The following is a 23,892-nucleotide window of genomic DNA, read 5'->3' on the forward strand; positions in this document are numbered from 1 at the left end:
TTACTCCGCAGCGGCGACCAGATTGTTGGACGCACGGGTGCAGACGGGCGAGTCCGTGCCTGCAATCGCGGCCATCTGGGTATTCAAGATGAAATCGAACATGCTCGGGGGCGTGCTCGAATAGAAAGTGACCTTATTGTCTTCGCTGGGCTTGTTCAGCTCGGCGTATACCGTCTTGGTCAGCGGATTATCGGTGGCGCGCGCCTTGGCGACCCAATCGTCGAAACCCTTTTGGTCGGTGGCGATGGCGGTGAAGCGCATGCCCGAGAAACCGGGACCGCTGAAGTTCGACGAAATGCCGGCGTAGGTGCCAGGGTGGTCGGCGATCAGGCTCAGCTTGGTCTGCATGCCCGACATCGCGTAGATCTGGCTGCCCAGCTGCGGGATGAAGAAGGAGTTCATCACCGTCGCCGACGTGATGCGGAAGTTCACCGGCGTGCCGACCGGCATCGCGATCTGGTTGACCGTGGCGATGTTCAGGTCGGGATAGATGAAGAGCCATTTCCAGTCCATCGCGACCACATCGATGTTCAGCGGCTTGACGTCGGACTTGAGCGGTTTGTAGGGATCGAGCTCGTGCGTGCTCGTCCAGGTCAGCGTGGCCAGGATGGCGATGATGATGCAGGGAATGATCCACACGACCGCTTCGATGGCGGTCGAATGCGACCAGCGCGGCGCGTAGGTGGCCTTGGTGTTGGTGGACCGGTAGCGCCAGGCAAAGACCAGGGTCATGATGATCACGGGGATCACCACGATCAGCATCAGCCACAGGGCGGTCAGCATGAGATGCTTTTCCTGCATGCCGACGGCCCCTTTGGGGTCGAGGAGTTCGGCTTTGCAGCCGCTGAGCAGCACGAGAGCGCCGATCGAGAGCGTGCGCGCCATGGTTGCAAGGGACGGGATTTTCACTGACTACCTTCTCGTGGGTAATAAGGCCGCGATTGCAGCAAAGTGGGCATAATAACGCTCAAGCACGACAGGAGACACGCGACACGGTGTCACACCCCCTCTCGTACGCACCAATTTGGTGCAAAATTCCTGTCATTCTTGGTAACGCCCAGGAAGCCCTGACACAAAGGTGCGACAAAATGTCGCACCCCGCTGTCAACAATTCGCAACTCGCCGGATCCCCGTCCGGGTTCAATCTTCGGTCGACGAATCGCGCTCGGGGCCGGGCCTTTTGGCCAGCTTGCGCTGCAGCGAACGACGGTGCATGCCCAGCAGCCTGGCGGCAGCCGAAACATTGCCGCCGGTCTCGGCCAAAGCCTGGTGAATATGCTCCCACTCCAGGCGATGCAGGGGAATCATGGTTTCTTCGATGGCCACGTCCCGCCCCCGGCTCAAGCCCAGGGTGCGCAGGATCATGGGCACGGTAGCCGGCTTGGGCAGGTAGTCGTCGGCGCCCCGCTTGATGGCATCGACTGCCGTGGCCACGCTGGCATACCCGGTGACAAGCAGGATGCGCATATCGGCGCGCAGCGCGCGCAGAGGCGCGATGAGCGCCAGGCCCGATTCTTCGCCCAGGCGCAGATCGACCAGCGCGAACGAAGGCCGCAGCGACTCGGCCAAACGCAGCGCCTCGGCCGTGCTGCTGGCGAGATGCGTTTGCAGACCGTGACGCGACAAGCCTCGCTGCAACGTGCGCAGGTAAAGCTCGTCGTCGTCGATCAAAAGGCCGGGACCGGACAAAGTCACGATGCAATTCCAGATTGATGGGCTCTCTGCAGCGGCAGAACGAAACGGATGCGCGTGCCGCCGCCCTCGGCAGCGGTCGAGGTCATCTCGCCGCCCCACTGTTCGACAGTGGCGTGCGACAAGGCCAGACCCACGCCCAGGCCATGCGGCTTGCCGCTGTGGAACAGGCCCGAGGCAGGCAGCAGCGGCCGCCGCGGGTCCATGCCGGCGCCGTAATCGCGCACTTCGCCGCTGAGAATGCCGTCCTGATACGACAAGTGTAATTCGACGCGAGGATCGCCCGCTTCCTCGCCGGCGTCCGCGGCGTTGTTGAGCAAGGCCTGCAGCAGATGCGCGATAGCGGGCTCGACTCGCAAGGTGGGCGGCAGCACGCCGGTGCGTTTGAGTTCCACGGCGGGGCGCACCAGCGTCCATTGGCCGACCACCCGCACCAGGTCTACCTGGCTGGGCACGGCCAGATTGCGGATGCGCTCGCGGCATAAGCTGAGCAGCTCGCCGAGCGTCTCGACGTCGTGGCGCACTTGCTCGTCGACAGGTGCGTCGGCGCGGATCTGCTCCGCGATCTCGTCGGCCAGCAGCGTCATGGTGGCCAATGGCGTATTCAGTTCGTGCGCCATCGAAGCCGCGTGCGTGGCCAGGGCGACGATGCCTTCGTTGCGCGTAAAGCGTTCGCGCAACGCCGCCAGCTCGCGCTCGCGGCTGCGCAGACCCGCCGCCAGGCGCGTCAGAAAAGAGCACACGATAGCCACGGAAATCAGGAAGGTGACGGCCATGCCCCAGAGCACCAGGGTGTGCTGGTCGTGCGGACTGACCAGCGGCTGGCCGAAGACGGCCGACACGCCGTAGCCGGCCACGCTGGCAAGCGCTGCCAGCAGCGCCCAGAAGCGCGGCAACGCCAGCGCTCCCAGCGCGGTCAGCACCAGAAACATCATGCCGAACGGATTGCCGATGCCGCCGCTCCAGGCCACCATCCAGGTCAGCGCCAGCATGTCCACCATGAGGTGCATGAAGGCCAAGCCGGGCGCCAGCTCCTCGCTGTGCTGAGGCAGCGCGGTCGCGATAAGGTTGAACAGAATCAGCGCCAGCACACCGCTCCACAGGGGCAACAAAGGAAGCGAGACGTCCAGAAATTTGCTCGCCACCAGAATGGCCGCTGCCTGGCCTGCGATGGCCACCCAACGCAGGTTGCACAGTGTGCGGACGAACGAATGGGTTGCGCGCGGCGCGGACGGACGCTGAACGCTGGCCATGTCGTGCGTCTCAGGCGCCGGAGGCAGGCGCCAGGGGAATGCCGGGCCGCGAGGCCGAGCGCGAACCCGGCAGCGGCCGGACGAGGTCGGGATGATAAGTGTGCACCAGCGACAGTTTCACGGCATCGCTGGCGTTGCGCTGCGCGGCATGCAGCGTGAGGCAATGGAAGAATACGGCATCGCCCGGCTCGAGTTCGGGGCAGACCGCCCGCGCGATCCATTCCTGGTTGCCCGGCATGTCGGGCCGGAAGAATTTCTTCTCGTCGAACTGCTCGGCCGTAAAGCCCGCGGCATGCGAACCCGGCAGAAAAAAGAGGCCGCCGTTGTCGGCCGTCTCCCGTCCCAGGGCCAGCCAGCACGACACCAGTTCGGGCGCGCTGAACGACCAGTAGCGGATGTCCTGGTGCCAGCCCGTGAGGCTGCCGTAGTGAGGATGCTTGGTCATCACGCAGTTGTGATGCACGGTGGACAGCGTCGGCGCCTGGCCGGGCCGCGTCAGGCCGGGCGCGGCCCGCTCGAAATAGGCGGACAGCCATTGCGCGATGCGCGGCGAAGTGGCCCAGCGCGCGAACTGCGGGTCGCGGCCGCAAGCATCGAGCAGGCGGCGCGCGGTTTGCCCGCCGGCCACTTCGCGCGACGCGGGCGCGCCGGGATAGGCCAGATCGGCTTCATATTCGATGGGCTCGATGGCCTGGTCTAGATGACGCTGCGCGAGCTCGCGCAGCGCCGATACCGTGGCGGCCTCGGCAAAACCGCGCACTACCACAAAACCCTGCTCGCGCAGCGCGTCGATCTCGCTGGCCTGCGTCATGGCGCTCCTCCCATCTTGTGCTGTTCGGCCTCGCGCTCTTCGCGCACGGTGCGCACCCATTCGCGCCACACCGACACCAGGAGCGCCATCAGCACCGGCCCGACGAAAAGACCCACGATGCCCAGCGTTTTCACGCCGCCCACCAGGCCGAAGAAAGTCGGCAGAAAAGGCAGCTTGACCGGGCCGCCCACCAGGCGCGGCCGCAAGGTCTTGTCGACGATGAACAGCTCGATCGCGCCCCAGGCGAGCAGACCGATGCCGGCCGCAATGTGGTTCGATCCGATCAGATAAAGCGACACCAGCGTGAAGGCGGTGGGCGCGCCGCCGGGCACCAGCGCCATCACGCCGGTGATCACCGCCAGAAGCACGTGCGCCGGCACGCCCGCTATCCAGTAGGCCACGCCCAGCACCACGCCCTCGCCCAACGCGATCAGGCCCATGCCCGTGACGGTGGCGCCGACGGTTGCCGGCACCATGCGCGAGAAGCGCTGCCACCGCATGGGCAGGATGCGTTCGCCCAGGAGATCGACCTGCGCCAGGATCTGCTGGCCGTCTTTGTAGAGGAAGAACAGCGTGAGCAGCATGAAGAGCACGGCCAGTATCAGCCGCGCCGCGTTGCCGGCGAAGCCCAGCACCATGCGGTAGATATTGCCGATATGCTCGCCGCTGACCAGTTGCACCAGGTCGCCCAGCGCATGCGGCTGGCCCAGATACGTGTTCCAGTACAAGGCGAGCTTCTCTCCCACCAGGGGGATGGCGGGCATCCAGACCGGCACTGCTGCGCCGTAGCGATTGGTCGCCAGCATCCAGGTAAAGAGATGGCTGACTTCGCGAAAGGCGTAGATCGACGCCAGCGACAAAGGCACTACCAGAACCAGCAGCACCAGCAGCAGCGCGACGATGGCGCCGACTGTCGTGTTCTGGTTGCAGTAGGCCAGAAGGCGCCGGTAGAACGGCCAGGTGGACAGGCCGATGACCAGCGCCGCCAGCGCCGGCACCAGGAAGTCGCTGAGGAAGTACGCCCCCGCCAGAAGCACCAGCAACAATAGCCAGCGGGCGATCAGAGAAGCGGGCAAGACAGGCGGCATAGAAGCAGACGGCAAGAAGACCGGCGGACGAATTCCGCCCCGACTGAGCAATATACGTGTTTTGGTCGCGCCGCGTCAGGCCGTGCCGCGTCGGGCCCGGCCTGCCCGCTATACCAGGACTTCCGGCGGATCCACCGGCACGTGCTGGCGCGTGGCCTCCTGGGCCTGCGGACTGATCCGGGCGCCCTGCGCCATGAGCCGCTGGCATTCGAGCACGGAGGGATCGTTCTCATTGCGGCCGCTGAGCAGCGGGCAGCAGGAGAACAGGTCGGCCACCCAATCGGAAAACGCGCGGATCTTGGGCGAGAGCTGGCGGTTCTGCAGATAAAGGAGAGAGATGGGCACCGCCGCGGGTCGGTACTCGGACAGCACCTCGACCAGCTCGCCCTTTTGCATGTGCGGCAGCGCGGCGAAGCGCCCCGTCTGGATGATGCCGAAGCCCTGCACGCCGCAGGCCAAGTGGGCCGACCACTCGTTGACCGAGACAATGCCGGGCGCGTCGACATGCCTCAGTTGGCCGTCGACGAGGAAATCCCAGCCGTAATTGCGGCCGGGCCCCAAAAAGTAATGCACGGCCTGATGCCGCTGCAGGTCTTCGATGGTGCGCGGCACGCCGTGGCGTTCCAGATAGGCGGGGGAGGCGCAGGTGATGCGCTCGATGACGCCGATGCGTCGCGCCACCAGGCTGGAATCCTCAAGCTCGCCGATGCGGATCACGCAATCGACCGCGTCCTGCACCAGGTCCACTTTGCGGTCCGACAGCCCGATGGCCAGCTCGATGTCGGGGTAGCGTTCATGAAAATCGCACAGCGCGGGAATGAGCAGCAGCGTGCCGATGCTGGGCTTGACGTCGATGCGCAAGCGCCCCTGCGGGTGCACCGACACGTCCTGCAGGTAGGCCTCGGTTTCCTCGACCTCGGCCAGGATGCGCACGCTGTGCTTGTAATAGGCTGCGCCGTCGGGCGTGAGGCTGAGCCGGCGCGTGGTGCGGTTGAGCAAGCGCACGCCTAGATGCTTTTCCAGATTCTGGATGATGGTGGTGACGGTGGTGCGGGGCAATACCAGCGCGTCGGCGGCGCGGGTAAAGCTGTTGGCTTCGACGACCCGGGTAAAGACCTGCATGGCTTGAAAACGGTCCATGGCGTTTCCTGAGAAGAGCGGTACGGGAGACAGCATAGTCCAAAAATCGGCACATTGTTAGTTTTTGCCGACCAGTATTGCCGAAAACTCGACGTTTATCCCACCCAATAAAACACTCAGAATCCGGGTTATCCCGTGGAACCTGCCTCGCCGCGCGCGTGGCGACGTCTCGCGCGGCGGCAGATTCAGCCTCCCGCGCTCGCCGGCCATCTCGGCCCGATTCCCATTTTCTGCTTTCCCAAGGAAACGTCATGACGATTTCTCGACCCCGCGCTTTTCGTTTTTCGGCCCTGACCCTGGCCGTCATACTCGCCGCGGCAGGCGGCTATGCGATGTTCGGCCCCGCCGCGCAGACGCCCGCGCATGCCCAGCAGGCGGCGCCCGCCGCCCCCGTCGACGTAGCCCCCGTGATCAGCCGCCCCATCATCGACTGGCAGCGTTATTCGGGCCGGCTCGAAGCCATCGACCGGGTCGACATCCGCCCCCTGGTATCGGGCACCCTGACCCAGGTGCACTTCAAGGACGGCGCGCTGGTCAAGAAGGGCGACCTGCTCTTTACCATCGACCCGCGCCCCTACGAAGCGCAGGTCGAGCGCGCCGAGGCCAGCGCCGCCTACACCGCTTCCGACTTGGCCCGAGCCAAGCGGCTGCTGGCTGAAAACGCCATTGCGCGCCGCGACTACGACCAGAAAGAGAGCGATGCCCGCGCCGCGGCGGCGGCGCTTAAAACGGCCCGCATCAATCTGGGCTACACGCGCATCGTCGCGCCGATCGATGGACGGGTTTCGCGCGCCGAAGTCACGCCGGGCAATGTGGTGTCGGCCGGCGCTTCATCGGCCGTGCTGACCACCGTCGTATCGGTGGCTCGCATGTACGCTTCGTTCAACGTGGACGAACAGACCTTCCTGCGCTACGTGGACCGTACTCGCGCGCAGGGCGCCTCGGTGCCCGTGCAAATGGGCCTGGCCGACGAAAACGGCTATCCGCACAAGGGCGTGGTGGCATCAGTGGACAACCAGCTCGATCCGTCCTCGGGGACGATCCGCGTGCGCGCCGTATTCGACAACCGTGACGGCCTGATGCTGCCGGGCCTCTACGCCCGGGTTCGCCTGGGAGCCAGCGCGCCGCATGACGCCGTGCTGGTCGACGAAAAGGCCATCGGCACCGACCAGGACAAGCGCTACGTGCTGGTGTTGGATCCGGCCAACCACGCCGACTACCGCGCCGTACAGCTGGGCGCCAGTGTCGGCCCGCTGCGCGTGGTGACGCACGGCCTGAAGGCAGGCGAGCGCATCGTCGTCGGCGGCCTGCAGCGCGTGCGCCCCGGCGATGCCGTCGCGCCCAACCTCGTGTCCATGGACGGCCAGGCAGCGCCCATCCAGACCGCCTCGGCAGGCCTGAACTAAGGCCTGACAACACTAAGAACACACCCCATGAATATCTCCAAATTCTTCATCGATCGGCCCATCTTCGCGGGCGTGCTGTCGGTGCTGGTGTTGCTGGGCGGCTTGTTGGCCATGTTCCAGCTGCCCATCTCCGAATACCCGGAAGTCGTGCCTCCCTCGGTGGTGGTGCGGGCTCAATACCCCGGGGCCAACCCCAAGGTCATCGCCGCAACGGTGGCATCGCCGCTGGAGCAGTCCATCAACGGCGTCGAAGACATGCTCTACATGCAGTCGCAGGCCAATAGCGACGGTTCCTTTGCGCTGACGGTCTTCTTTCGCCTGGGCACCGATCCGGACAAGGCCCAGCAATTGGTGCAGAACCGCGTCTCGCAAGCCCTGCCGCGCCTGCCCGAAGACGTGCAGCGCCTGGGCGTAACCACGGTCAAGAGTTCGCCCACGCTGACTCTGGTGGTTCACCTGATCTCGCCCGACAACCGCTACGACGCGACCTATTTGCGCAACTATGCGGTGCTCAACGTAAAAGACCGGCTGGCGCGCCTGAACGGCGTGGGCGACGTGCAGGTCTGGGGCGCAGGCGACTACGCCATGCGCGTCTGGCTCGACCCCAACCGAGTCGCACAGCATGGCCTGACGGCCATGGACGTCGTCAACGCCATCCGCGAGCAGAACGTCCAGGTAGCCGCCGGCACCATCGGCGCATCGCCCACCAACGGCGACGTGCCCATGCAGTTTTCGGTGAACGCGCGCGGCCGCCTGACGACCGCGGAGGAATTCGGCCGCATCATACTCAAGACCTCGCCCGACGGCGCGGTGACGCACCTGTCCGACGTGGCCCGCATCAAGCTCGACGCCCAGGACTATGCGCTGCGCTCGCTGCTGAACAACAAGCAGGCGGTGGCCATGGCCATCATGCAGGCGCCGGGTTCGAACGCGCTGCAGGTGTCGAGCGAGGTGCGCGAGACCATGGCCGAACTGTCCAAGGATTTCCCGCCCTCGGTGCAATACCGCATCGAATACGACCCCACGCAATTCGTGCGCGCCAGCATCGAAGCCGTCGTGCACACGCTGCTGGAAGCCATTGCGCTGGTGGTGCTGGTGGTGATCGTGTTTCTGCAGACCTGGCGCGCCTCGGTCATTCCGCTGCTGGCCGTTCCGATCTCCATCATCGGCACGTTCTCGCTGCTGCTGCTCTTCGGCTATTCCATCAACGCGCTGTCGCTGTTCGGCATGGTGCTGGCCATCGGCATCGTGGTCGACGACGCCATCGTGGTGGTCGAGAACGTCGAGCGCAATATCGAGGCCGGACTGTCGCCGCGCGAGGCCACCTACCGCGCCATGCGCGAAGTGAGCGGCCCCATCATCGCCATCGCGCTGACGCTGTGCGCGGTGTTCGTGCCGCTGGCCTTCATGACCGGCCTTTCAGGCCAGTTCTACAAGCAGTTCGCGGTGACCATCGCCATCTCGACGGTGATCTCGGCCTTCAATTCGCTGACGCTCTCGCCGGCCATGTCGGCCCTGCTGCTCAAGCCGCACAGCGAGCAGACCGACTGGCTGTCGCGCGCCATGCACAAGGTGCTGGGCCCCTTCTTCCGCCTGTTCAACCGCGGTTTCAGCCGCGCCTCCGAACGCTACGCCGACGGCGTGGGCGGCGTGCTGCGCCGCAAGGGTTCTTCGATGCTGGTGTACGCCGTACTGCTGGCGCTGACCGCAGGCGTGGCCTATATCCTGCCCGGCGGATTCATTCCCGCGCAGGACAAGCAGTATCTGGTGGCCTTCGCCCAATTGCCCAACGGCGCCTCGCTCGACCGCACCGACGCGGTGATCCGGCGCATGAGCGACATCGCCCTGCATGAGCCCGGCGTGAAAAGCGCCATCGCTTTCCCCGGCTTGTCGATCAACGGCTTTACCAACAGCTCGAGCGCGGGCATCGTCTTCGTGTCGCTGGACGACTTCGACAAGCGTCGGGGCGCCGCCCTGTCGGCAAACGCCATCGCCATGCATCTGAACCAAAAGTTCGCGGCCATCAAGGATTCGATCGTAGCCGTGTTCCCGCCCCCGCCCATCCTGGGCCTGGGCACGCTGGGCGGCTTCAAGCTGCAGATCGAGGACCGCGGCGCGCAGGGCTATGCCGCGCTGGACAAGGCCACACAGGCCTTCATCGCCAAGGCGCGGCAGACGCCCGAGCTGGGCCCCACGTTCACGAACTACCAGGTCAACGTGCCGCAGATCGACGTGGACCTGGACCGCGTCAAGGCTAAACAACTGGGCGTGCCGGTGACCGACGTGTTCGACACCATGCAGGTCTATCTGGGGTCGGTGTACGTGAACGACTTCAACCGCTTCGGCCGCGTCTTCCAGGTGCGCGCCCAGGCCGACGCGCCGTTCCGCTCGCACCCCGAGGACATACTGCAGCTCAAGACGCGCAACGCCGCCGGCCAGATGGTGCCCCTCTCGTCGCTGGTAACGATCAAGCAGAGCTTCGGCCCCGAGATGGTGGTGCGCTACAACGGCTATACCGCCGCCGACATCAACAGCGGCCCGGCGCCCGGCTATTCGACCAACCAGGCTCAGGCGGCAGCCGAGCGCATCGCGCAGGAAGTGCTGCCGCGCGGTTTCAAGATCGAGTGGACCGATCTGGCCTACCAGCAGATGCTGGCCGGCAACGCCGGACTGTGGGTGTTTCCCATCAGCGTGCTGCTGGTCTTCCTGGTGCTGGCCGCGCTGTATGAAAGCCTGACCCTGCCGCTGGCGGTGATCATGATCGTGCCCATGAGCATTCTGGCTGCGCTTACCGGCGTATGGCTCACGCACGGCGACAACAACATCTTCACCCAGATCGGGCTGATGGTGCTGGTGGGGCTGTCGGCCAAGAATGCGATCCTGATCGTGGAGTTCGCCCGCGAACTGGAAATGCAAGGCAGTACGCCGCTTGCTGCCGCCATCGAGGCCTGCCGATTGCGCCTGCGCCCCATCTTGATGACGTCTATCGCTTTCATCATGGGCGTGGTGCCGCTGGCGCTTTCCACCGGCGCCGGCTCCGAAATGCGCCATGCCATGGGCGTGGCCGTGTTCTTCGGCATGCTGGGTGTGACGCTGTTCGGCCTGTTCCTAACACCGGTGTTCTATGTGCTGCTGCGCAAGCTGGGCCGAGGCGCCCTGCACTCGGCCGCGCGCCACGACGCGCCCCTGCGACACGCCAGCGCCGAACAATAAGGATCTTTTCATGACAAGCACAACGAGAATCCGTCGGGCCGCGTCAGGCCGGGCCGCGCTGTTCCTGCCCTTGGCCCTATCGCTGGCGCTGGCGGGCTGCGCCGTGGGTCCCGACTACCACCGTCCGCAAGTCGATGTACCCGCTGCCTTCAAGGAAGCGCCGGCTTCGGCCTCACAGGCCGCGCTGCCGGCCGGCGAGACCGGCAGCTGGCAGTTGGCCAAGCCCGCCGAAGACGCCTTGCGCGGAGCGTGGTGGAAGGTATTCGGCGACCCCGCCCTCGATGCGCTGGAGGCTCAGGCCCAAGACGCCAACCAGAGCCTGAAGGCGGCGGCCGCGCGACTGGGCCAGGCCCGCGCTCTGGTGCGCAACGCCAACGCCGATCGCTACCCGCAACTGGACGCCGGCTTCGGCCCCATGCGCGAGCGTGCCTCGCCGGCCTCGCAAGGCCGACCGGACAACGGATCTGCCACCAGCACCACGCTGTGGCGCGCCCAGGGCTCGGTGTCGTATGAAGCCGACCTGTTTGGCCGGGTATCGTCTTCGGTAGACGCCGCGACGGCCGACGCGCAGCAAAGCGCGGCGCTATACCGCTCGGTGCTGCTCGCCCTGCAGGCCGACGTGGCGCAAGCCTACTTCCAGGTGCGCGAACTCGACGCCGAACTGCAGATCTACCGCGACACGGTCGATCTGCGCGCCAAGACTGTCGATCTGATCCAGCATCGCTACGAGGCCGGCGACGTCGGCGAGCTGGACCTGGACCGCGCGCGCACGGATCTGGAATCGGCCCGCGCCGATGCGGCTGGCGTTGCCCGCAGCCGCGCTGCGGCCGAGCACGCGCTGGCCGTGCTGCTTGGCAAGGCACCGTCCGAGTTCAGCCTGTCGGCCCGGCCTATCGCCCGTATCGCGATCGACATTCCCGCCGGGCTGCCGTCGAGCCTGCTGGAGCGCCGTCCCGACATTGCGGCGGCCGAGCGCGCCATGGCCGCGGCCAATGCTCGCATCGGCGTGGCCAAAGCGGCGTTCTTTCCCAGTCTGACGCTGACAGGCGCGGGAGGCTTCGAATCCGCCACGCTGGGCGATCTGTTCAATTGGTCCAGCCGCACGTTCCTGCTCGGTCCGCTGGTGGGCACTGCCCTGTCGCTGCCTATTTTCGACGGCGGTCGGCGCCAGGCCAATCTGGACCGCGCGCGCGCAGTCTATGAAGAAGACGTGGCCGACTACCGGCAGACCGTGCTGACGGCTTTCCGCGAGGTCGAGGACAACCTGGCCAGCCTGCGGCTGCTGCATGGCCAGACCGCCGCGCAAGACGCCGCGCTGCAGTCTGCGACGCGAGCGGCACACCTGTCGCAGACGCAGTACCGCGAAGGCGCGGTCAGCTACCTGGATGTGCTCGACGCCGACCGCACGGCGCTGCAGCAACAGCGCGCCTCGGCCCAACTCGACGGCGACCGGGCCCGCACCGTGATCAATCTGATCCGCGCGCTGGGTGGCGGCTGGGGCCTGCCGCAGCCGCAGATCGCGGCCGATGCCGCAAACCGATAAGACACGCGGCGCGCACGTGGCACAATGGGCTCGACCCATTTACCGCCACGTGCATTCATGATCATTTTGATCGACCAGGACGGCGTGCTCGCCGACTTCGAACACGCCTTCCTCGCCGCCTGGCGCGACCGACACCCCGCCATCGCGCCCGTGGCCTACGAAGACCGCAAGTCATTCAACCTGCTCGACGACTACCCGCCAGAACTGCGCGGCAAGGCAGAGGCCATCTATACCGCGCCCGGCTTCATACGCGAACTGCCGCCCGTACCGGGCGCAATCGAGGCATTCAAGGAACTGCTGGCGCTGGGCATGGATCTGCGCATCTGCACCTCGCCCCTGCACCAGTACGAGAACTGCGTGGCCGAGAAGTTCCTGTGGGTCGAGCGCCACCTGGGCCGCGCGGCGACCGAGCGCATCGTCATGACGCGCGACAAGACCCTGGTGCGGGGCGACATTCTCATCGACGACAAGCCGACAGTCAAAGGCGCCGTGGCGCAGCCGTCCTGGCGTCACATCGTCTACGACGCTCCCTACAACCGCCACGTCGCCGACCGCCCGCGCATGGTATGGACCGATTGGCGCAATGTGCTGGCCGGCCAGCTCTATGCCGCCGATGCCTAGTGTCGTGCTCCGACGGGGAACCTCAGTTGTGCGCCTCGGCAGCCACGCGCTCTTCCAGCAGAGGATAGGCGAGCGCGCAAATATGCGATTGAATGCGCACCAGGTCGCGCAGCACATCCAGATGCAGTGAACTCGAAGCGACGCTGTCCGGCAGCCCGTTGCGCAGGCGTTCGAGATGACGCTCGCGGGCCGCGCGCTCCAGATCGCGGATGGCATGCTTATCGGCGATCACCTGCGCCGCGATCTGCGGCCGGCGCGACACGAGCAGCGCCTGGACGCGATGGAAGCTGTCGATGACCGCATGATGCAATGCGCGCAGTTCCTCGGCGCCTTCGGCCGAAAAGCTCAGCTGAGCCTTGATCTTCTTGCGCGCGGTTTCCAGCAGATTCTTGTCGATGATATCGCCGATGTGCTCGAGGTTGATCACCGCGGTCATGATCGAGGACGCCCACTGGCGATCTTCGTCTTCGAGAGGCTCGCGCGTTATTTCGGTTACGTAGTATTTGATCGCATCGTGCAGCATGTCGACGGCATCGTCCCGGCTGGCGATGTCGCTCAGGGCGCGGCGGTCGTTGGCCAGCAGCACCGGCATGCTGTCTCGCAGCATCACCTCGACGATCTCGCCCATGTGGCCCACCTCCCGCGCAGCGCAGGAGAGCGCGTGAGACGGGATGGGCAATGCGCTTTCATCGAGATAACGCGGCGCATTGGCGTCCTCGGGCAACTGTAGCGCAGGCAACATGCGCTCCAGCAGGCGCGCCACCGGATCGAGCACGCCGATGAAGATCAACGCGATGACGATGTTCAGGCCGGTGTGGAAATCGGCGATGACGCGGCCCGGATCGGCGGAGATATTTCCGAGCAGCCGCGCGAGCGGGTCGCAGGCCGCGATCAGGAGAACGCACACGCCGCCGCGCAGCAACAGGTTGCCGGCCGGCAGCCTGCGCCGGCTTTTATCGTTGCCCTTGGCGGCCTCGAAGTAGGGATTGAGCGCGCTGCCCACGTTCGCGCCCAAGACCATGGCGACCGCCGTGCTCATCGAGACGGTGTGCAGGCTGGCCATCGACATGACGAACAGCACGATAGGGATACTGGAGTGCGCGGCCCAGGTAAGCAGGCAGGCCAGGGCGGCGTTGAGCATGGGCTCTCCGGCCAACGCGCCGAGCACGGTGCGCAGGGCCGGCGCGGTCTCGGCAGGCTGGACCGTCGAGACGAGTATCGTCAGCGCCAGCAGCATCAGGCCCAGGCCGATCGACGCGCGGCCGATATCGCGGTTGCGCGAGCCCTTGCCTCTTTCGAAAAGCCACATGCCCACCAGGAGGCATACGGGCGAGATCCAGCTCAGGTCGAGCGCAAACGCCTGGACGATGAGCGTCGAACCCACGTTGGCGCCGAGCATCACGGCCAGGCCCGTCACCGGGCGCATCAGGCCGCGCGCCGCGAACGAGGAGGCGATCATGCCGGTCGCCGTGCTGCTTTGCAGCGCGCCGGTTATCGCGAGGCCCGCGAAGAACGCGTTGAAGCGATTGCCCAGGCTCTTGGCCATGAAGCGCTTGAGCGACGCGCCGAAAGCGCGCATCAGCCCGGACTCGACCATATGCAAGCCCCAGGTCAGCAGCGCCACGCCGCCCGCAAGATGAAGCACGATCAGGACCACCCGCGCCCCTCCATTTCGATTTTTGAGTCAATTCGGTAGTTTACGCGCGTATGCACGCCGAAATCGCCTCCTCGATAATGTCCAGCGCGCCGAGCATCTGCCCGGCCGAGACCGTGAGCGGCGGCGTGAGTGTGAGCACGTTGCCCATCGTCGTCTTGAACGACAGGCCGCGATCGAGCGCGCGGTACAGCACCGCCTCGGCCAGATCGGCGTCGGGCGTCTTGTCGACGCGGCTTTTCACCAGCTCGATGCCGAGCATCAGGCCGCGTCCGCGCACATCGCCGATCGAAGGCAGCCGGCGTTTCATCTCCTGCATGCGGTCCAAAGCCAGTTCGCCCATCCGCGCGGCGTTTTCGACCAGTCCTTCGTCTTCGATGATCTGGATCGTCGTCAGCGCCGCGCGGGTCGTCACCGGATTTTTCTCGTGCGTGTAATGGCCAAAAGCCCAGTCGCCCGCGACGTCCAACTCGGGCCGCGCGATGCAAGCCGCGATCGGCAGGATGCCGCCGCCCAGCGCCTTGCCCATCACCAGAATATCGGGCACGACGTTGTCGTGTTCGCAGGCGAACAGGCGCCCTGTCTTACCCAGGCCGGTGGGAATCTCGTCGAAGATGAGCAGCGCGCCGTGCCGGCGGCAGGCCTCCTGCACCCGCTTCCAGTAGCCCGGCGGCGGCAGATAGGGTACGCAGCGCGCAGGCTCGGCGATCACCGCGGCCACATCGCCCTCGCGCTCGAGCACGTAATCGACCATGTTCGCGCAAGCCATGCGGCACAGTTCGAGCCGTGGTGCGCCGTCTGCGTCGCAGTCGTGGCCGTAGGGGCAGCGGTAGCAGGCGAACGGCGCCACATGCTGCGCGCCCGCAACCAGCGGAGCAAGCGGCCCAGAACGGAACAGGGCTTCGCCAGACAGCGCCGAGGCTCCGATGCCCGCGCCGTGAAAGGCGTCCCAGAAAGACAGTGTCTTGAAGCGGCCCGTCGCGGCACGCGCGAGCTTGATGGCGACCTCGTTGGCATCGGATCCGCCGGTGGTGAGCAGCACCTTGGAAAGCGCGCCGGGAGCGATCGCGCCGAGTTTCTCCGCGAGTTCTACGGCGGTCTCGCACGCATAGCGGCGCGGCGCGAACGCCAGCGCGTCCATCTGGTCGGCAATGGCCTTCTTCAGCCGCGGATGGCCGTAGCCGATGTGGTGGACGTTATTCCCGTGAAAATCCATGTAACGGCGCCCCGCCACGTCTTCGATCCAGATGCCCTCGGCTCTGGCGATCGCATTCAGGCAGGGCGAGGAAACCGACTGATGCAGGAACGCATCGGCATCGCGTCCGATCAGCGCCCGGCTGCGATCGTCCAGCGCGCGCTGCTGCCACGCTCGGCGGCGGCTCGTCAGATTTGTGTCGCTTTCGGACTGGGCTACCGCCCCCCCGGTCTGGGTGGCGGCGCTCATCTGCGCACCATGGAGCGAGTGGAAATGCGCGACAGCCCCATCAGCACTATCAGTGTCACCACGCCCAGGACCACGGTAAGCGCCGACGCATCGAAAATCGCTCCGCGGTCGGACAGGGCGAAGATGCCGACAGGCAGTGTGACCCAGCCCGGCGGGTAGATCATCAGCGTCGCGCCGAGCTCACCCATCGACAAGGCGAAGCTCAGACTGAACGAGGCGATCAGGAACGGCGCAACCAGCGGCAGCGTCACGCGCGTGAGCGCATAAAATGGCCTCGCGCCCAGACTCTCGGCCACCTCGCCATACTCGGGTGCGATGCGTGCAAGGCCCGCCGACACATTGCCGTAGGTAAAAGCCGATATCAGTAGGAAATGCGCGAAGAAGACGATCGTCGCTGTGCCGTTGAGTAGCACCGGCGGCCGGCTGAACGCGACCAGCAGCCCGAGGCCGATCGACACCGAAGGCACTGCGCTGGGCACGAAAAAAATCATGTCCAGGATACGCCGAGGCAACCTGCGCATGCGGCGCAGCGCCAGCGCTGCCCAGGTTCCGCTCACGAGCGCAGCGACGCTCGCGATCACGCCCGTCATCACGCTCACCTGCAGCTGGCCTGCCGAATCTGTATGCAAAACGTTGACGTAATGCACGAACGTCAGATGACTCGGCAAGATGCCATTCCATTGACCGCTCACGCTCGCCAGCACGATCATCGCGACCGGCAGGCCGTACACCGCGCAGAACAGCGCCGCCGTCGCGCCCCAAGTCAGCGCCTTCGCCCATCTAGCCCAAAGCAGCACGACGACCTCCGAAAAACGACACGATCGCTCGATAGCAGACATAAAGTCCGAGCGACAGCGCAATGTTGACCACGGCGATGACGCAGGCAGTCGTGTAATCGAACTCCTGAATCGCCTTGTTGTAGATAAGCAGCGGCAGCGTAATCACGTCCTTGGCGCCGATGAAGAGCACGATGCCGAATTCATTGACGGTCAGCAGCAGACACAGACTGCCGCCCGCCAGCAGCGAGGGCAGCGCGGCCGGCAGAATGATCTGCCTGATGATGCGCCACGGACGCGCTCCCAGACTGCTCGCCACCTCGATCTGCGCAATGTCGAGCTGCGAAAAACAGGCCAACAGCGGACGCATGATGAAGGGCGTGTAAACCGTGACCTCCGATAGAACCACTCCCCACCTGGTATAGAGGAAGTCGAGCGGCGGAAACTGCAGGTGCAGAGTCTGCATCAGCGACTGGTTGATGAGGCCGGCCGAGCCGTACACGAAGGTGAACGCAAGCGCGACGAGAAAGGTCGGAAGAGAGATGAAGGTGTCGATGAGCCTGCCGATGAAGCGCGCGCCCGGAAACGGCACGAACGCGATCACGAGCGAGAAAATGAATCCCAGCAAGAGACAGCCTATCGACGCCGAGACCGCGATCTGAATCGTGTTGTAGATGCCGCTGGCGAATTGACGCGTATGCAGAACACGTTCGAAGTTCGCCAGCGAAAACACGTGCTGATTGCCGCCGAGCGCCTGCATCACGATCAGCGCGAACGGATAAAAGAACAGCGCAACCAGGATCAGGAGCGGCGGCGCTATCCAGAGATTGCGCAGCCCGACGCCGGACGCACGGCCTAGGGCGGGCAGGACGATGGCGGCTTCAGTTGACATGGCTCTCGGCCTCCGGAACGAGAGTGACGTCCGCGGGATCGAAGTGCACGGTGAGCGTCGTCCCCGGCTCGGGTGGCTCGGCCAGCGGCGAACAACTCAGGCGCAGCGTCTCGTCACCGACGCTGAGCATGATGTTGTGCAATTCGCCCAGCCACTGCACGCTGCGCACCACGCCCGTCAGCGAATTGGTTGCCGCCGCGCTCGGCGCGAACTGCAGATCGTGCGGCCGCACGCAAACGAAGCACGCCGAGCCCGTCGCCAGTCCGTGATGGTTGACCCCTTCGATATGCCGGTCGCGAAAACGCACCCGCGCGTAACCACCGCCCAGAGGCATCAGGCCTTGCACCGCAAGCACATTCGCGCGGCCGAGAAATTCTGCGGCAAAGCGGTTGGGCGGATGGCGGTACAGCCCCTGGACATCGCCATAGGCAATCAGCTTGCCGTCACGCATGATGCCGATATGGTCGGCCAGCGTGAGTGCCTCGGTCTGGTCGTGCGTCACGTAAAGCACGGTGAGCGAGGGCAGGTTGCGATGCAGCTTGGCAAGTTCGTCCAGCATCGCGCGGCGGATCTGCGCGTCCAGCGCCGAGAGCGGCTCGTCGAGCAGCAAAACCTGCGGACGAATCGCAAGCGCGCGGGCGATCGCCACGCGCTGCTGCTGCCCGCCCGAGAGTTCGCGCGGATAGCGCTTAGCGTATTTGGTCATGCCCACGAGCTCCAGGCACTCCGGCACACGGTTCTTGATCACGCCTGCCTGACCTTGAGCGCGCAACCCGAACGCGACATTGTCTTCGACGCGCATATGCGGGAAGAGCGCGTAGTTTTGCACCACCATCCCGATATTGCGCGCGTAGGGCGGCAACCGCGTGACGTCGCGGCCGCCGATAATGATGCGTCCCGCAGTGGGTTGCACGAAGCCGGCCACGGCGCGCAGCGCAGTCGTCTTGCCGGAGCCGGACGAGCCGATCAACGCGACGATTTCGCCAGGTTTCACGGTCAGCGTCAACGACTCCAGTATCGTCTGGCTGCCGTAGGCTACCGACACGCCCTCGAAGCCGATGCCGATTGCCTCGGATCCGACGGCGGCGGTGACCGGCGCGACCGCGGCGAACGGCGGCGCCTCTCTTTCGACAGTCATCGTGTTCATATCAGCCTCCGCACCGGCGCCCGAAGGCGGCCGAAGCCTCCCCGAGAGGCAGCGAACGTAGTGAGCGTGAGGGTTGTCTCATATCAATCGCTCGCAGTTGCCTTGTTGTAAGCAGCCACATCTGCGGACAGGTTTTGCAAGGTCTGGTTCCAGTCGGGCTGCCAGATTTCCACGCCCTGCAGCATCGCATGCAGCGTTTTGAAATTGCTGTCGTTCGGCTGCACATCGGTGCGCACAGGCAGACCCTGGCCGATCTTGCTGACATTCTCCTGTGCCTTGACGCTCAAGAGAAAATCAATCAGCTTCTTGCCGTTGGCCGCATGGGGCGCTCCGGCCACCAGGCCAATGGCGTAAGGCAACGCGAAAGTCGCTCGCTTGCCGTCAGGTCCGGCGGGAAAGAACACCGCGATATTGGGGTTGTCGCGCATCTGAGCCAGGTTCATCTGCATGTCGCCGTTGGCAACGTAGATTTCACCTTTGTTGACCAGCGCCGTAAGCTTGCCTGTGGACGCGGACGGCCCAAGGTTGTTGGTCTGCAGCTTGCTCAAATAGGCGAAACCGGCCGGCTTGCCGCCAAATGCATGGAAAGCCTGCAGCATCACGGCCGTGCCGTCGGCGGCCTGTCCCGGCGTCGAATACTGGATTTTCTGCTTGTACTGCGGCGCAAGCAGATCGTCGTAAGTCTTCGGCGGGCTCTTGAGCATCATCTTGTTGTAGATAAAATTGGGATAGTTGCCGACGATGGAATAGAACAAGCCCTTGGGATCTTTGTCGCTGGAGTCTATCTTGTCGGCCCCCGCCGGCGTATAGGCCTGCAGCAGGCCGTCGGCCGCCGCCTTCTGGATGAAAGGCGGAATCGACACGATCACGTCGGCCTGGGTGTTCGACTTCTCTTTGCTGAGCCGATCCACGACGCCGCTGGAGCCCGCTTCGATGTACTGCACCTTGATACCCGTTTGCTTGGTGAAGGCCTTGAACTCTTCGCCATACCAGCTCGGCGAGCCGTCGTGCAGGCCGTCCGCGCTATATATCGTCACGACATTGGATTGAGCATGGGCGGGAGTCACCGCAAAAGCGAGCGCACACGCCGCCACAGCCATCAGTTGAGTCTTCATGTCTATCCTTTCCTGGGTTGATTTCGGACTACGACTTACCTATGGATTACGACCTGACTAACTACCTACTGCGTCACTCCCATGGCATGGACCACGTTCTTATATTGGAGTAGCTCTTCATGGCCTCGACCATGCCTTCCTTGTAGCCGTTGCCCGAGTCCTTGATGCCACCGAACGGCGACATCTCGGTGCGGTAGCCCGGCACTTCCCACACGTTCACCGTGCCGACTTCCAGCTCCCGAACGAACTGAGTCACATAGTCGACCCGGTTCGTGCAGATGCCCGACGACAATCCGAAGGCGGTAGAGTTCGAAATGCGGATGACCTCGTCGATCTGGTTCGGCACGCGGATGATCGGAATCACCGGACCGAAGGTCTCTTCGTGCACGAGCTCGCAATCGTAGGGCACGTGATCGACGACGGTCGGATGAAACAGCGCGCCCTCGCGCGGGGCACCGTACAGCACACGCGCGCCGCGCGCCTGCGCGTCGGCAACCCGGCGTTCGAAGAGCTGGGCGGACGCCTCGCTGATGACGGTTCCCACGTCGACGGTCGGATCCATCGGGTCGCCGCACTTGAGCTTCCTGGCGTGCACAAGAACGCGTTCGACGAATTCGTCGGCAATGCTATCGACCACGAGAATGCGCTTGACCGCCGTGCAGCGCTGCCCCGAATTCTTGGTCGCGCCGGTCACGGCCAGCTGAGCAGCCTTGTCCAGATCGGCGTCTTCCATGACGATGAGCGGATCGTTGCCGCCCAACTCGAGCACCGTGCGCCGATAACCGGCGGTCTGCGCGATGTACTTGCCCACTCGGACCGAACCCGTGAACGTGACCAGATCGCAATGCGGATCCGTGATCATCGAATCGCCCATGGTGCGCGGATTACCCGTGACGACAGAAAGCATCTCGGGCGGCAGACCGGCCTCGTACAGCACGTCGGCCAGGGCGAGCGCCGTCAGCGGCGTGAGCTCGGTCGGCTTCAGCACGACTCGGTTGTTGGTCGCGATGGCAGGCGCCAGCTTGTGACTCACCATATTGAGCGGATGATTGAACGGCGTAATGGCCGAGATCACGCCCAAGAGCGGCGTACGCATAGTGAATATCTTGCGGTTCTTTCCGTTCGGGCTGATGTCGCAGGCATAGACTTCGCCGTCGTCCTTGATGACGAGCTGCGCCGCGAAGGACCACACATCGTAGGCGCGGCTCGCCTCGTAAAGCGCGTCCTTCCAGCACAGCCCCGCTTCGGCGGAAATGATGTGCGCGAATTCTTCCTTGCGGTCGCGCAGCGTCTCGGCCGTCTTCTGCAGAATGCGCTGGCGCTCGAAGCGCGTCAGCGTGGGTTTGTACGCGTACGCCCTGGCGAAGGCTTCCTGCACGTGTTCGGGGCGCCCGGCGGGCACCGTTCCCACCACCTCGTTCGTATAAGGGTTGAAGACTTCGATCACCTCGTCGGTCGTAACCAGCCGGCCGGCAATGCGCATCGATTCCTGTCTGAATGCGGGTTTGGTCATGACATTCATCGAATACCTCGTTCATTGATCCGGCCAGGAAAACATCCTCTTTCTTATTCGGGCGCTCGCGTGACCGTAAATGGTGAAACCTCTCTGCGCGCCTAAAGCGCGTGGTTGATCGCAACGTCGAAGATGTCGAAATTGCGTAATACGCGATCAGCAGGCCAATCCGTCCTTCGGTTAACGAGCAGCGGCACGTTCTGCTCGGAGATGCCGCCGTGCGAGCGCAGCGGCTCGGTCAGGCCCGACAGATCGTGGCGCGAGGCGCTGGTGCCGAACACTTTGCTGCGCGTGCCCACCACGACAATGTCGCCAACGCGATCGGCAGGCAACTCGAAGCGTTCACAGGCTTCAGTCTTGGCGAGAGCGACTTCGATTCCTTCGATCTTGCGCAGCCTTTCCAGCAACGATGCGGCGTCGGCTGCGCCGATGCCGTCGGGCAGATAAATCGTCGCGAATGAGCCCAACGCGCCGTGATGCGCCACGTAAGGATCTGTGATCGGCAGAATGACGCGTGCGCAGCCCCTGCCCAGCCACTCGTCGAATATGTCCTGCAGATACAGAACGTCGGGCGACTTGTCTGCGCGGTGCTTGTCGTTCATGCCGTGATCGGCCGTGATTGCAAGTACACAGCCCGCCGCATCGAGCGCACCGACGTAGCGGTCGAACATCTCGTAGAAGTCGTTAGCCTTGGCCGAGCCGGGCGCAGCCTTGTGCTGCACGTAGTCGGTCGTGGACAGGTACATGAGGTTGGGTCGGAAGTCTTCGAGCAATTTGACGCCGGCCGCGAAAACGAACTCGGAGAGCTCCGCCGAATACACATCGGGAAGCGGCTTGCCGACGTAGTTCAGAACGTCGTCGATGCCGTTCTTTTCGTGCGTCGCCTGATCGGCCTTCTCCGCGGAGAACCCGATGGCGCGGCCGCTGGTGAAGTCCAGGCCCTTGCCGAGCAACGTGCGCAGCTTGTCTTTGGCGGTGACCACGGCGACCTTGGCGCCGGCATCGAAGAAGGCCTGAAAGATGGTCGGCGCGCGCAGGAAGCGTGCGTCGTTCATCATGATCTCTTCGCCGGTGGTCCGGTCGTAGAAATAATTGCCAGCAATGCCATGCACCTTGGGCGGACGGCCCGTGAGAATCGAAAGATTGTTCGGATTCGTGAAGCTGGGAATCACGCACTGCGCGATACGGTTCGTGCCCGTACTGAGCAGTCTGGCAAGATTCGGCGCGCGGCCGTCCCTGACGGCCTGCTCGATATAGGCGGGCTCGGATCCGTCCAGGCAAATCACGACGACCGGCTTGTCGGGAAAACGATAGGTACGATCGTTGACGGTCAGTTTTTGCGGAGTACTCATCGCATTTCCTTTTTTAGGCGGCTTGGGCGACTCGGCCGTCAATGCCCATCTCCTTGAGCACGCCGGCGATCGCCGCGATCGCGGCACGGATTTCCTTCTCTCCGATGCGTCCGATGCAGCCGACGCGGAACGAATCGGCGACCGTGAGCTTTCCGGGATAGATCACAAAGCCGCACGCCTTCAGCTTGTCGTAGAAGGTCTGGAACACGAACCGCGGGTCGTCGGGCATATGGAACGTCACGATGATCGGCGCCTGTAATTCGTCGGCCAGAAGCGGCTTGAATCCGAGCGAGCGCATGCCCTCCAGCAGCACCTTGCAGTTGTTGCGATAGCGTCCGCCGCGACCGGCAACGCCGCCCTCGGCATCGAACTCCTGCAGCGCCTGGTGAAAAGCGACGATCACGTGAGTGGGCGGCGTAAAACGGTACTGACTGGTCTTTTCGTAATTAACTGCCTGATCGTGCAGGTCGAGTACCAGCGTGGTGGCGTTGCCCTGCGTGCGCGCCAGCGCATCGCGGCGGCAGATCACAAAACCAAGTCCGGGCACACCCTCGATGCACTTGTTCGACGACGCGGCGACGGCGTCGATGTTCATGGCCCGCACGTCGAGCGCAATCGCGCCGAACGCGCTCATGGAGTCGACCAGATAGCTCTTGCCGTATTTGGCCGCCAGCGCGCCCAGCTTGGCGATGGGGTTGAGAATGCCCGCCGTCGTCTCGCAATGCACAGTGAACAGATGTGTGATCGATGGCGTCGTCTTGAGAATTTCTTCGACTTTCGCCAGATCGGGCGGAGCGTCTTCGGCGGTCTCGTGCACGACGACCTTGCGTCCGGCAATTTCGAGTATGCGTTTGGCTCGCTTGCCATAAGCGCCGTTGATCAGCAGCAGCACTTCGCCGCTGCGCGGCACGAAGGTGGTCAGCATTGCCTCGACGGCGAAAGTGCCCGATCCTTGCATGGGCACGGTCACCCAATCTTTTCCGCCGTTGGCGATCTCGACCAGGCGCGCCAGCACCGAGCGATTGATTTCGATGAAGTTCGCGTCGCGCGAACCCCAGTCGTGAACCATAGCGGCCTTGACGGTGCGCGAAGTGGTGAGCGGGCCGGGGGTCAGCAGAAGCGGATCGCCGGTTTCGGAAGCAGCCGGCGAGGCATGCGGGGCAGTCATTGATCTCTCCTTATGAGGCGATTTAGATATTGCGGCTATTTGTTGTTTATTTTTGTTTTATTGA

The 23,892-nt window shown here is 64.4% G+C and carries 19 protein-coding genes; 4 read left to right on the plus strand and 15 right to left on the minus strand.

Annotation, left to right across the window (positions count from 1 at the left end; translation table 11 throughout):
- The 6 genes from cyoA to ACTHJ1_RS18140 all read right to left on the minus strand — a co-directional run bounded on the left by cyoA (position 1) and on the right by ACTHJ1_RS18140 (position 5,984).
- A complete protein-coding gene (gene cyoA, locus ACTHJ1_RS18115; RefSeq protein ID WP_440195451.1) occupies positions 1–909 on the minus strand; it encodes a ubiquinol oxidase subunit II in 909 nt (302 codons plus the stop codon).
- Between the two features lie 231 nt (positions 910–1,140).
- A complete protein-coding gene (locus ACTHJ1_RS18120; RefSeq protein ID WP_440195454.1) occupies positions 1,141–1,695 on the minus strand; it encodes a response regulator transcription factor in 555 nt (184 codons plus the stop codon).
- Entirely contained in the window at positions 1,692–2,945 is a 1,254-nt protein-coding gene (locus ACTHJ1_RS18125) for an ATP-binding protein (protein WP_440195457.1), read from the minus strand. The genes ACTHJ1_RS18120 and ACTHJ1_RS18125 overlap by 4 nt, the downstream gene beginning before the upstream one ends.
- 10 nt (positions 2,946–2,955) lie before the next feature.
- Positions 2,956–3,756: a phytanoyl-CoA dioxygenase family protein gene (locus tag ACTHJ1_RS18130; protein ID WP_440195460.1), complete on the minus strand. Its 801-nt coding sequence runs from the start codon at positions 3,754–3,756 to the stop codon at positions 2,956–2,958.
- Positions 3,753–4,844: an AI-2E family transporter gene (locus tag ACTHJ1_RS18135; RefSeq protein WP_440195547.1), complete on the minus strand. Its 1,092-nt coding sequence runs from the start codon at positions 4,842–4,844 to the stop codon at positions 3,753–3,755. Before ACTHJ1_RS18135 ends, ACTHJ1_RS18130 begins: the two co-directional genes overlap by 4 nt.
- A 108-nt stretch (positions 4,845–4,952) precedes the next feature.
- Positions 4,953–5,984 carry a LysR substrate-binding domain-containing protein gene (locus ACTHJ1_RS18140; protein ID WP_440195463.1) on the minus strand — a complete coding sequence of 344 codons (1,032 nt, stop codon included), beginning with the start codon at positions 5,982–5,984 and terminating at the stop codon, positions 4,953–4,955.
- A gap of 251 nt (positions 5,985–6,235) precedes the next feature.
- On the opposite strand from ACTHJ1_RS18140, the gene ACTHJ1_RS18145 reads away from it, so the two are divergent.
- From ACTHJ1_RS18145 to ACTHJ1_RS18160, 4 genes are read left to right on the plus strand one after another with little or no spacing between them, the layout of a single operon-like run.
- Positions 6,236–7,390 carry an efflux RND transporter periplasmic adaptor subunit gene (locus ACTHJ1_RS18145; protein ID WP_440195466.1) on the plus strand — a complete coding sequence of 385 codons (1,155 nt, stop codon included), beginning with the start codon at positions 6,236–6,238 and terminating at the stop codon, positions 7,388–7,390.
- A 27-nt stretch (positions 7,391–7,417) separates the two neighbouring features.
- A complete protein-coding gene (locus ACTHJ1_RS18150) occupies positions 7,418–10,603 on the plus strand; it encodes an efflux RND transporter permease subunit (protein WP_440195469.1) in 3,186 nt (1,061 codons plus the stop codon).
- Between the two features lie 10 nt (positions 10,604–10,613).
- Positions 10,614–12,146: an efflux transporter outer membrane subunit gene (locus tag ACTHJ1_RS18155; protein ID WP_440195471.1), complete on the plus strand. Its 1,533-nt coding sequence runs from the start codon at positions 10,614–10,616 to the stop codon at positions 12,144–12,146.
- A gap of 57 nt (positions 12,147–12,203) precedes the next feature.
- On the plus strand, positions 12,204–12,767 hold the full coding sequence (locus ACTHJ1_RS18160; RefSeq protein WP_440195474.1) for a 5'-3'-deoxyribonucleotidase: 564 nt from the start codon (positions 12,204–12,206) through the stop codon (positions 12,765–12,767).
- A 22-nt stretch (positions 12,768–12,789) separates the two neighbouring features.
- Here the strand turns inward: ACTHJ1_RS18160 and ACTHJ1_RS18165 are convergent, their stop codons facing one another.
- The 9 genes from ACTHJ1_RS18165 to ACTHJ1_RS18205 all read right to left on the minus strand — a co-directional run bounded on the left by ACTHJ1_RS18165 (position 12,790) and on the right by ACTHJ1_RS18205 (position 23,828).
- Complete coding sequence (locus ACTHJ1_RS18165; RefSeq protein WP_440195477.1) at positions 12,790–14,412, minus strand: Na/Pi cotransporter family protein; 1,623 nt, start codon at positions 14,410–14,412, stop codon at positions 12,790–12,792.
- A gap of 52 nt (positions 14,413–14,464) precedes the next feature.
- Positions 14,465–15,865, minus strand: coding sequence for a (R)-1-hydroxy-2-aminoethylphosphonate ammonia-lyase (gene pbfA, locus ACTHJ1_RS18170; RefSeq protein WP_440195480.1), 1,401 nt, complete (start codon positions 15,863–15,865; stop codon positions 14,465–14,467).
- The gene (locus tag ACTHJ1_RS18175; RefSeq protein WP_440195483.1) at positions 15,862–16,662 is read right to left on the minus strand and encodes an ABC transporter permease subunit; all 801 of its coding nucleotides are present in this window, start codon (positions 16,660–16,662) and stop codon (positions 15,862–15,864) included. Before ACTHJ1_RS18175 ends, pbfA begins: the two co-directional genes overlap by 4 nt.
- Positions 16,646–17,533: a 2-aminoethylphosphonate ABC transporter permease subunit gene (locus ACTHJ1_RS18180; protein ID WP_440195487.1), complete on the minus strand. Its 888-nt coding sequence runs from the start codon at positions 17,531–17,533 to the stop codon at positions 16,646–16,648. Before ACTHJ1_RS18180 ends, ACTHJ1_RS18175 begins: the two co-directional genes overlap by 17 nt.
- Complete coding sequence (locus ACTHJ1_RS18185; RefSeq protein WP_440195490.1) at positions 17,523–18,680, minus strand: ABC transporter ATP-binding protein; 1,158 nt, start codon at positions 18,678–18,680, stop codon at positions 17,523–17,525. The genes ACTHJ1_RS18180 and ACTHJ1_RS18185 overlap by 11 nt, the downstream gene beginning before the upstream one ends.
- An 83-nt stretch (positions 18,681–18,763) precedes the next feature.
- Positions 18,764–19,795, minus strand: a complete 1,032-nt coding sequence (locus ACTHJ1_RS18190; protein ID WP_440195493.1) for a 2-aminoethylphosphonate ABC transporter substrate-binding protein — start codon at positions 19,793–19,795, stop codon at positions 18,764–18,766.
- Positions 19,796–19,868: 73 nt separating this feature from the next.
- The gene (gene phnY, locus ACTHJ1_RS18195; RefSeq protein WP_440195496.1) at positions 19,869–21,317 is read right to left on the minus strand and encodes a phosphonoacetaldehyde dehydrogenase; all 1,449 of its coding nucleotides are present in this window, start codon (positions 21,315–21,317) and stop codon (positions 19,869–19,871) included.
- Positions 21,318–21,409: 92 nt separating this feature from the next.
- Complete coding sequence (phnA, locus tag ACTHJ1_RS18200; RefSeq protein ID WP_440195499.1) at positions 21,410–22,660, minus strand: phosphonoacetate hydrolase; 1,251 nt, start codon at positions 22,658–22,660, stop codon at positions 21,410–21,412.
- Between the two features lie 13 nt (positions 22,661–22,673).
- Positions 22,674–23,828 (minus strand): 2-aminoethylphosphonate--pyruvate transaminase, encoded by a 1,155-nt coding sequence (locus ACTHJ1_RS18205; RefSeq protein ID WP_440195502.1) that lies wholly within the window; start codon positions 23,826–23,828, stop codon positions 22,674–22,676.
- Between the last annotated feature and the right edge of the window lie 64 nt (positions 23,829–23,892).

Origin of the sequence: Bordetella sp., assembly GCF_051960075.1 — a bacterium.
Lineage (GTDB): Bacteria > Pseudomonadota > Gammaproteobacteria > Burkholderiales > Burkholderiaceae_B > Bordetella.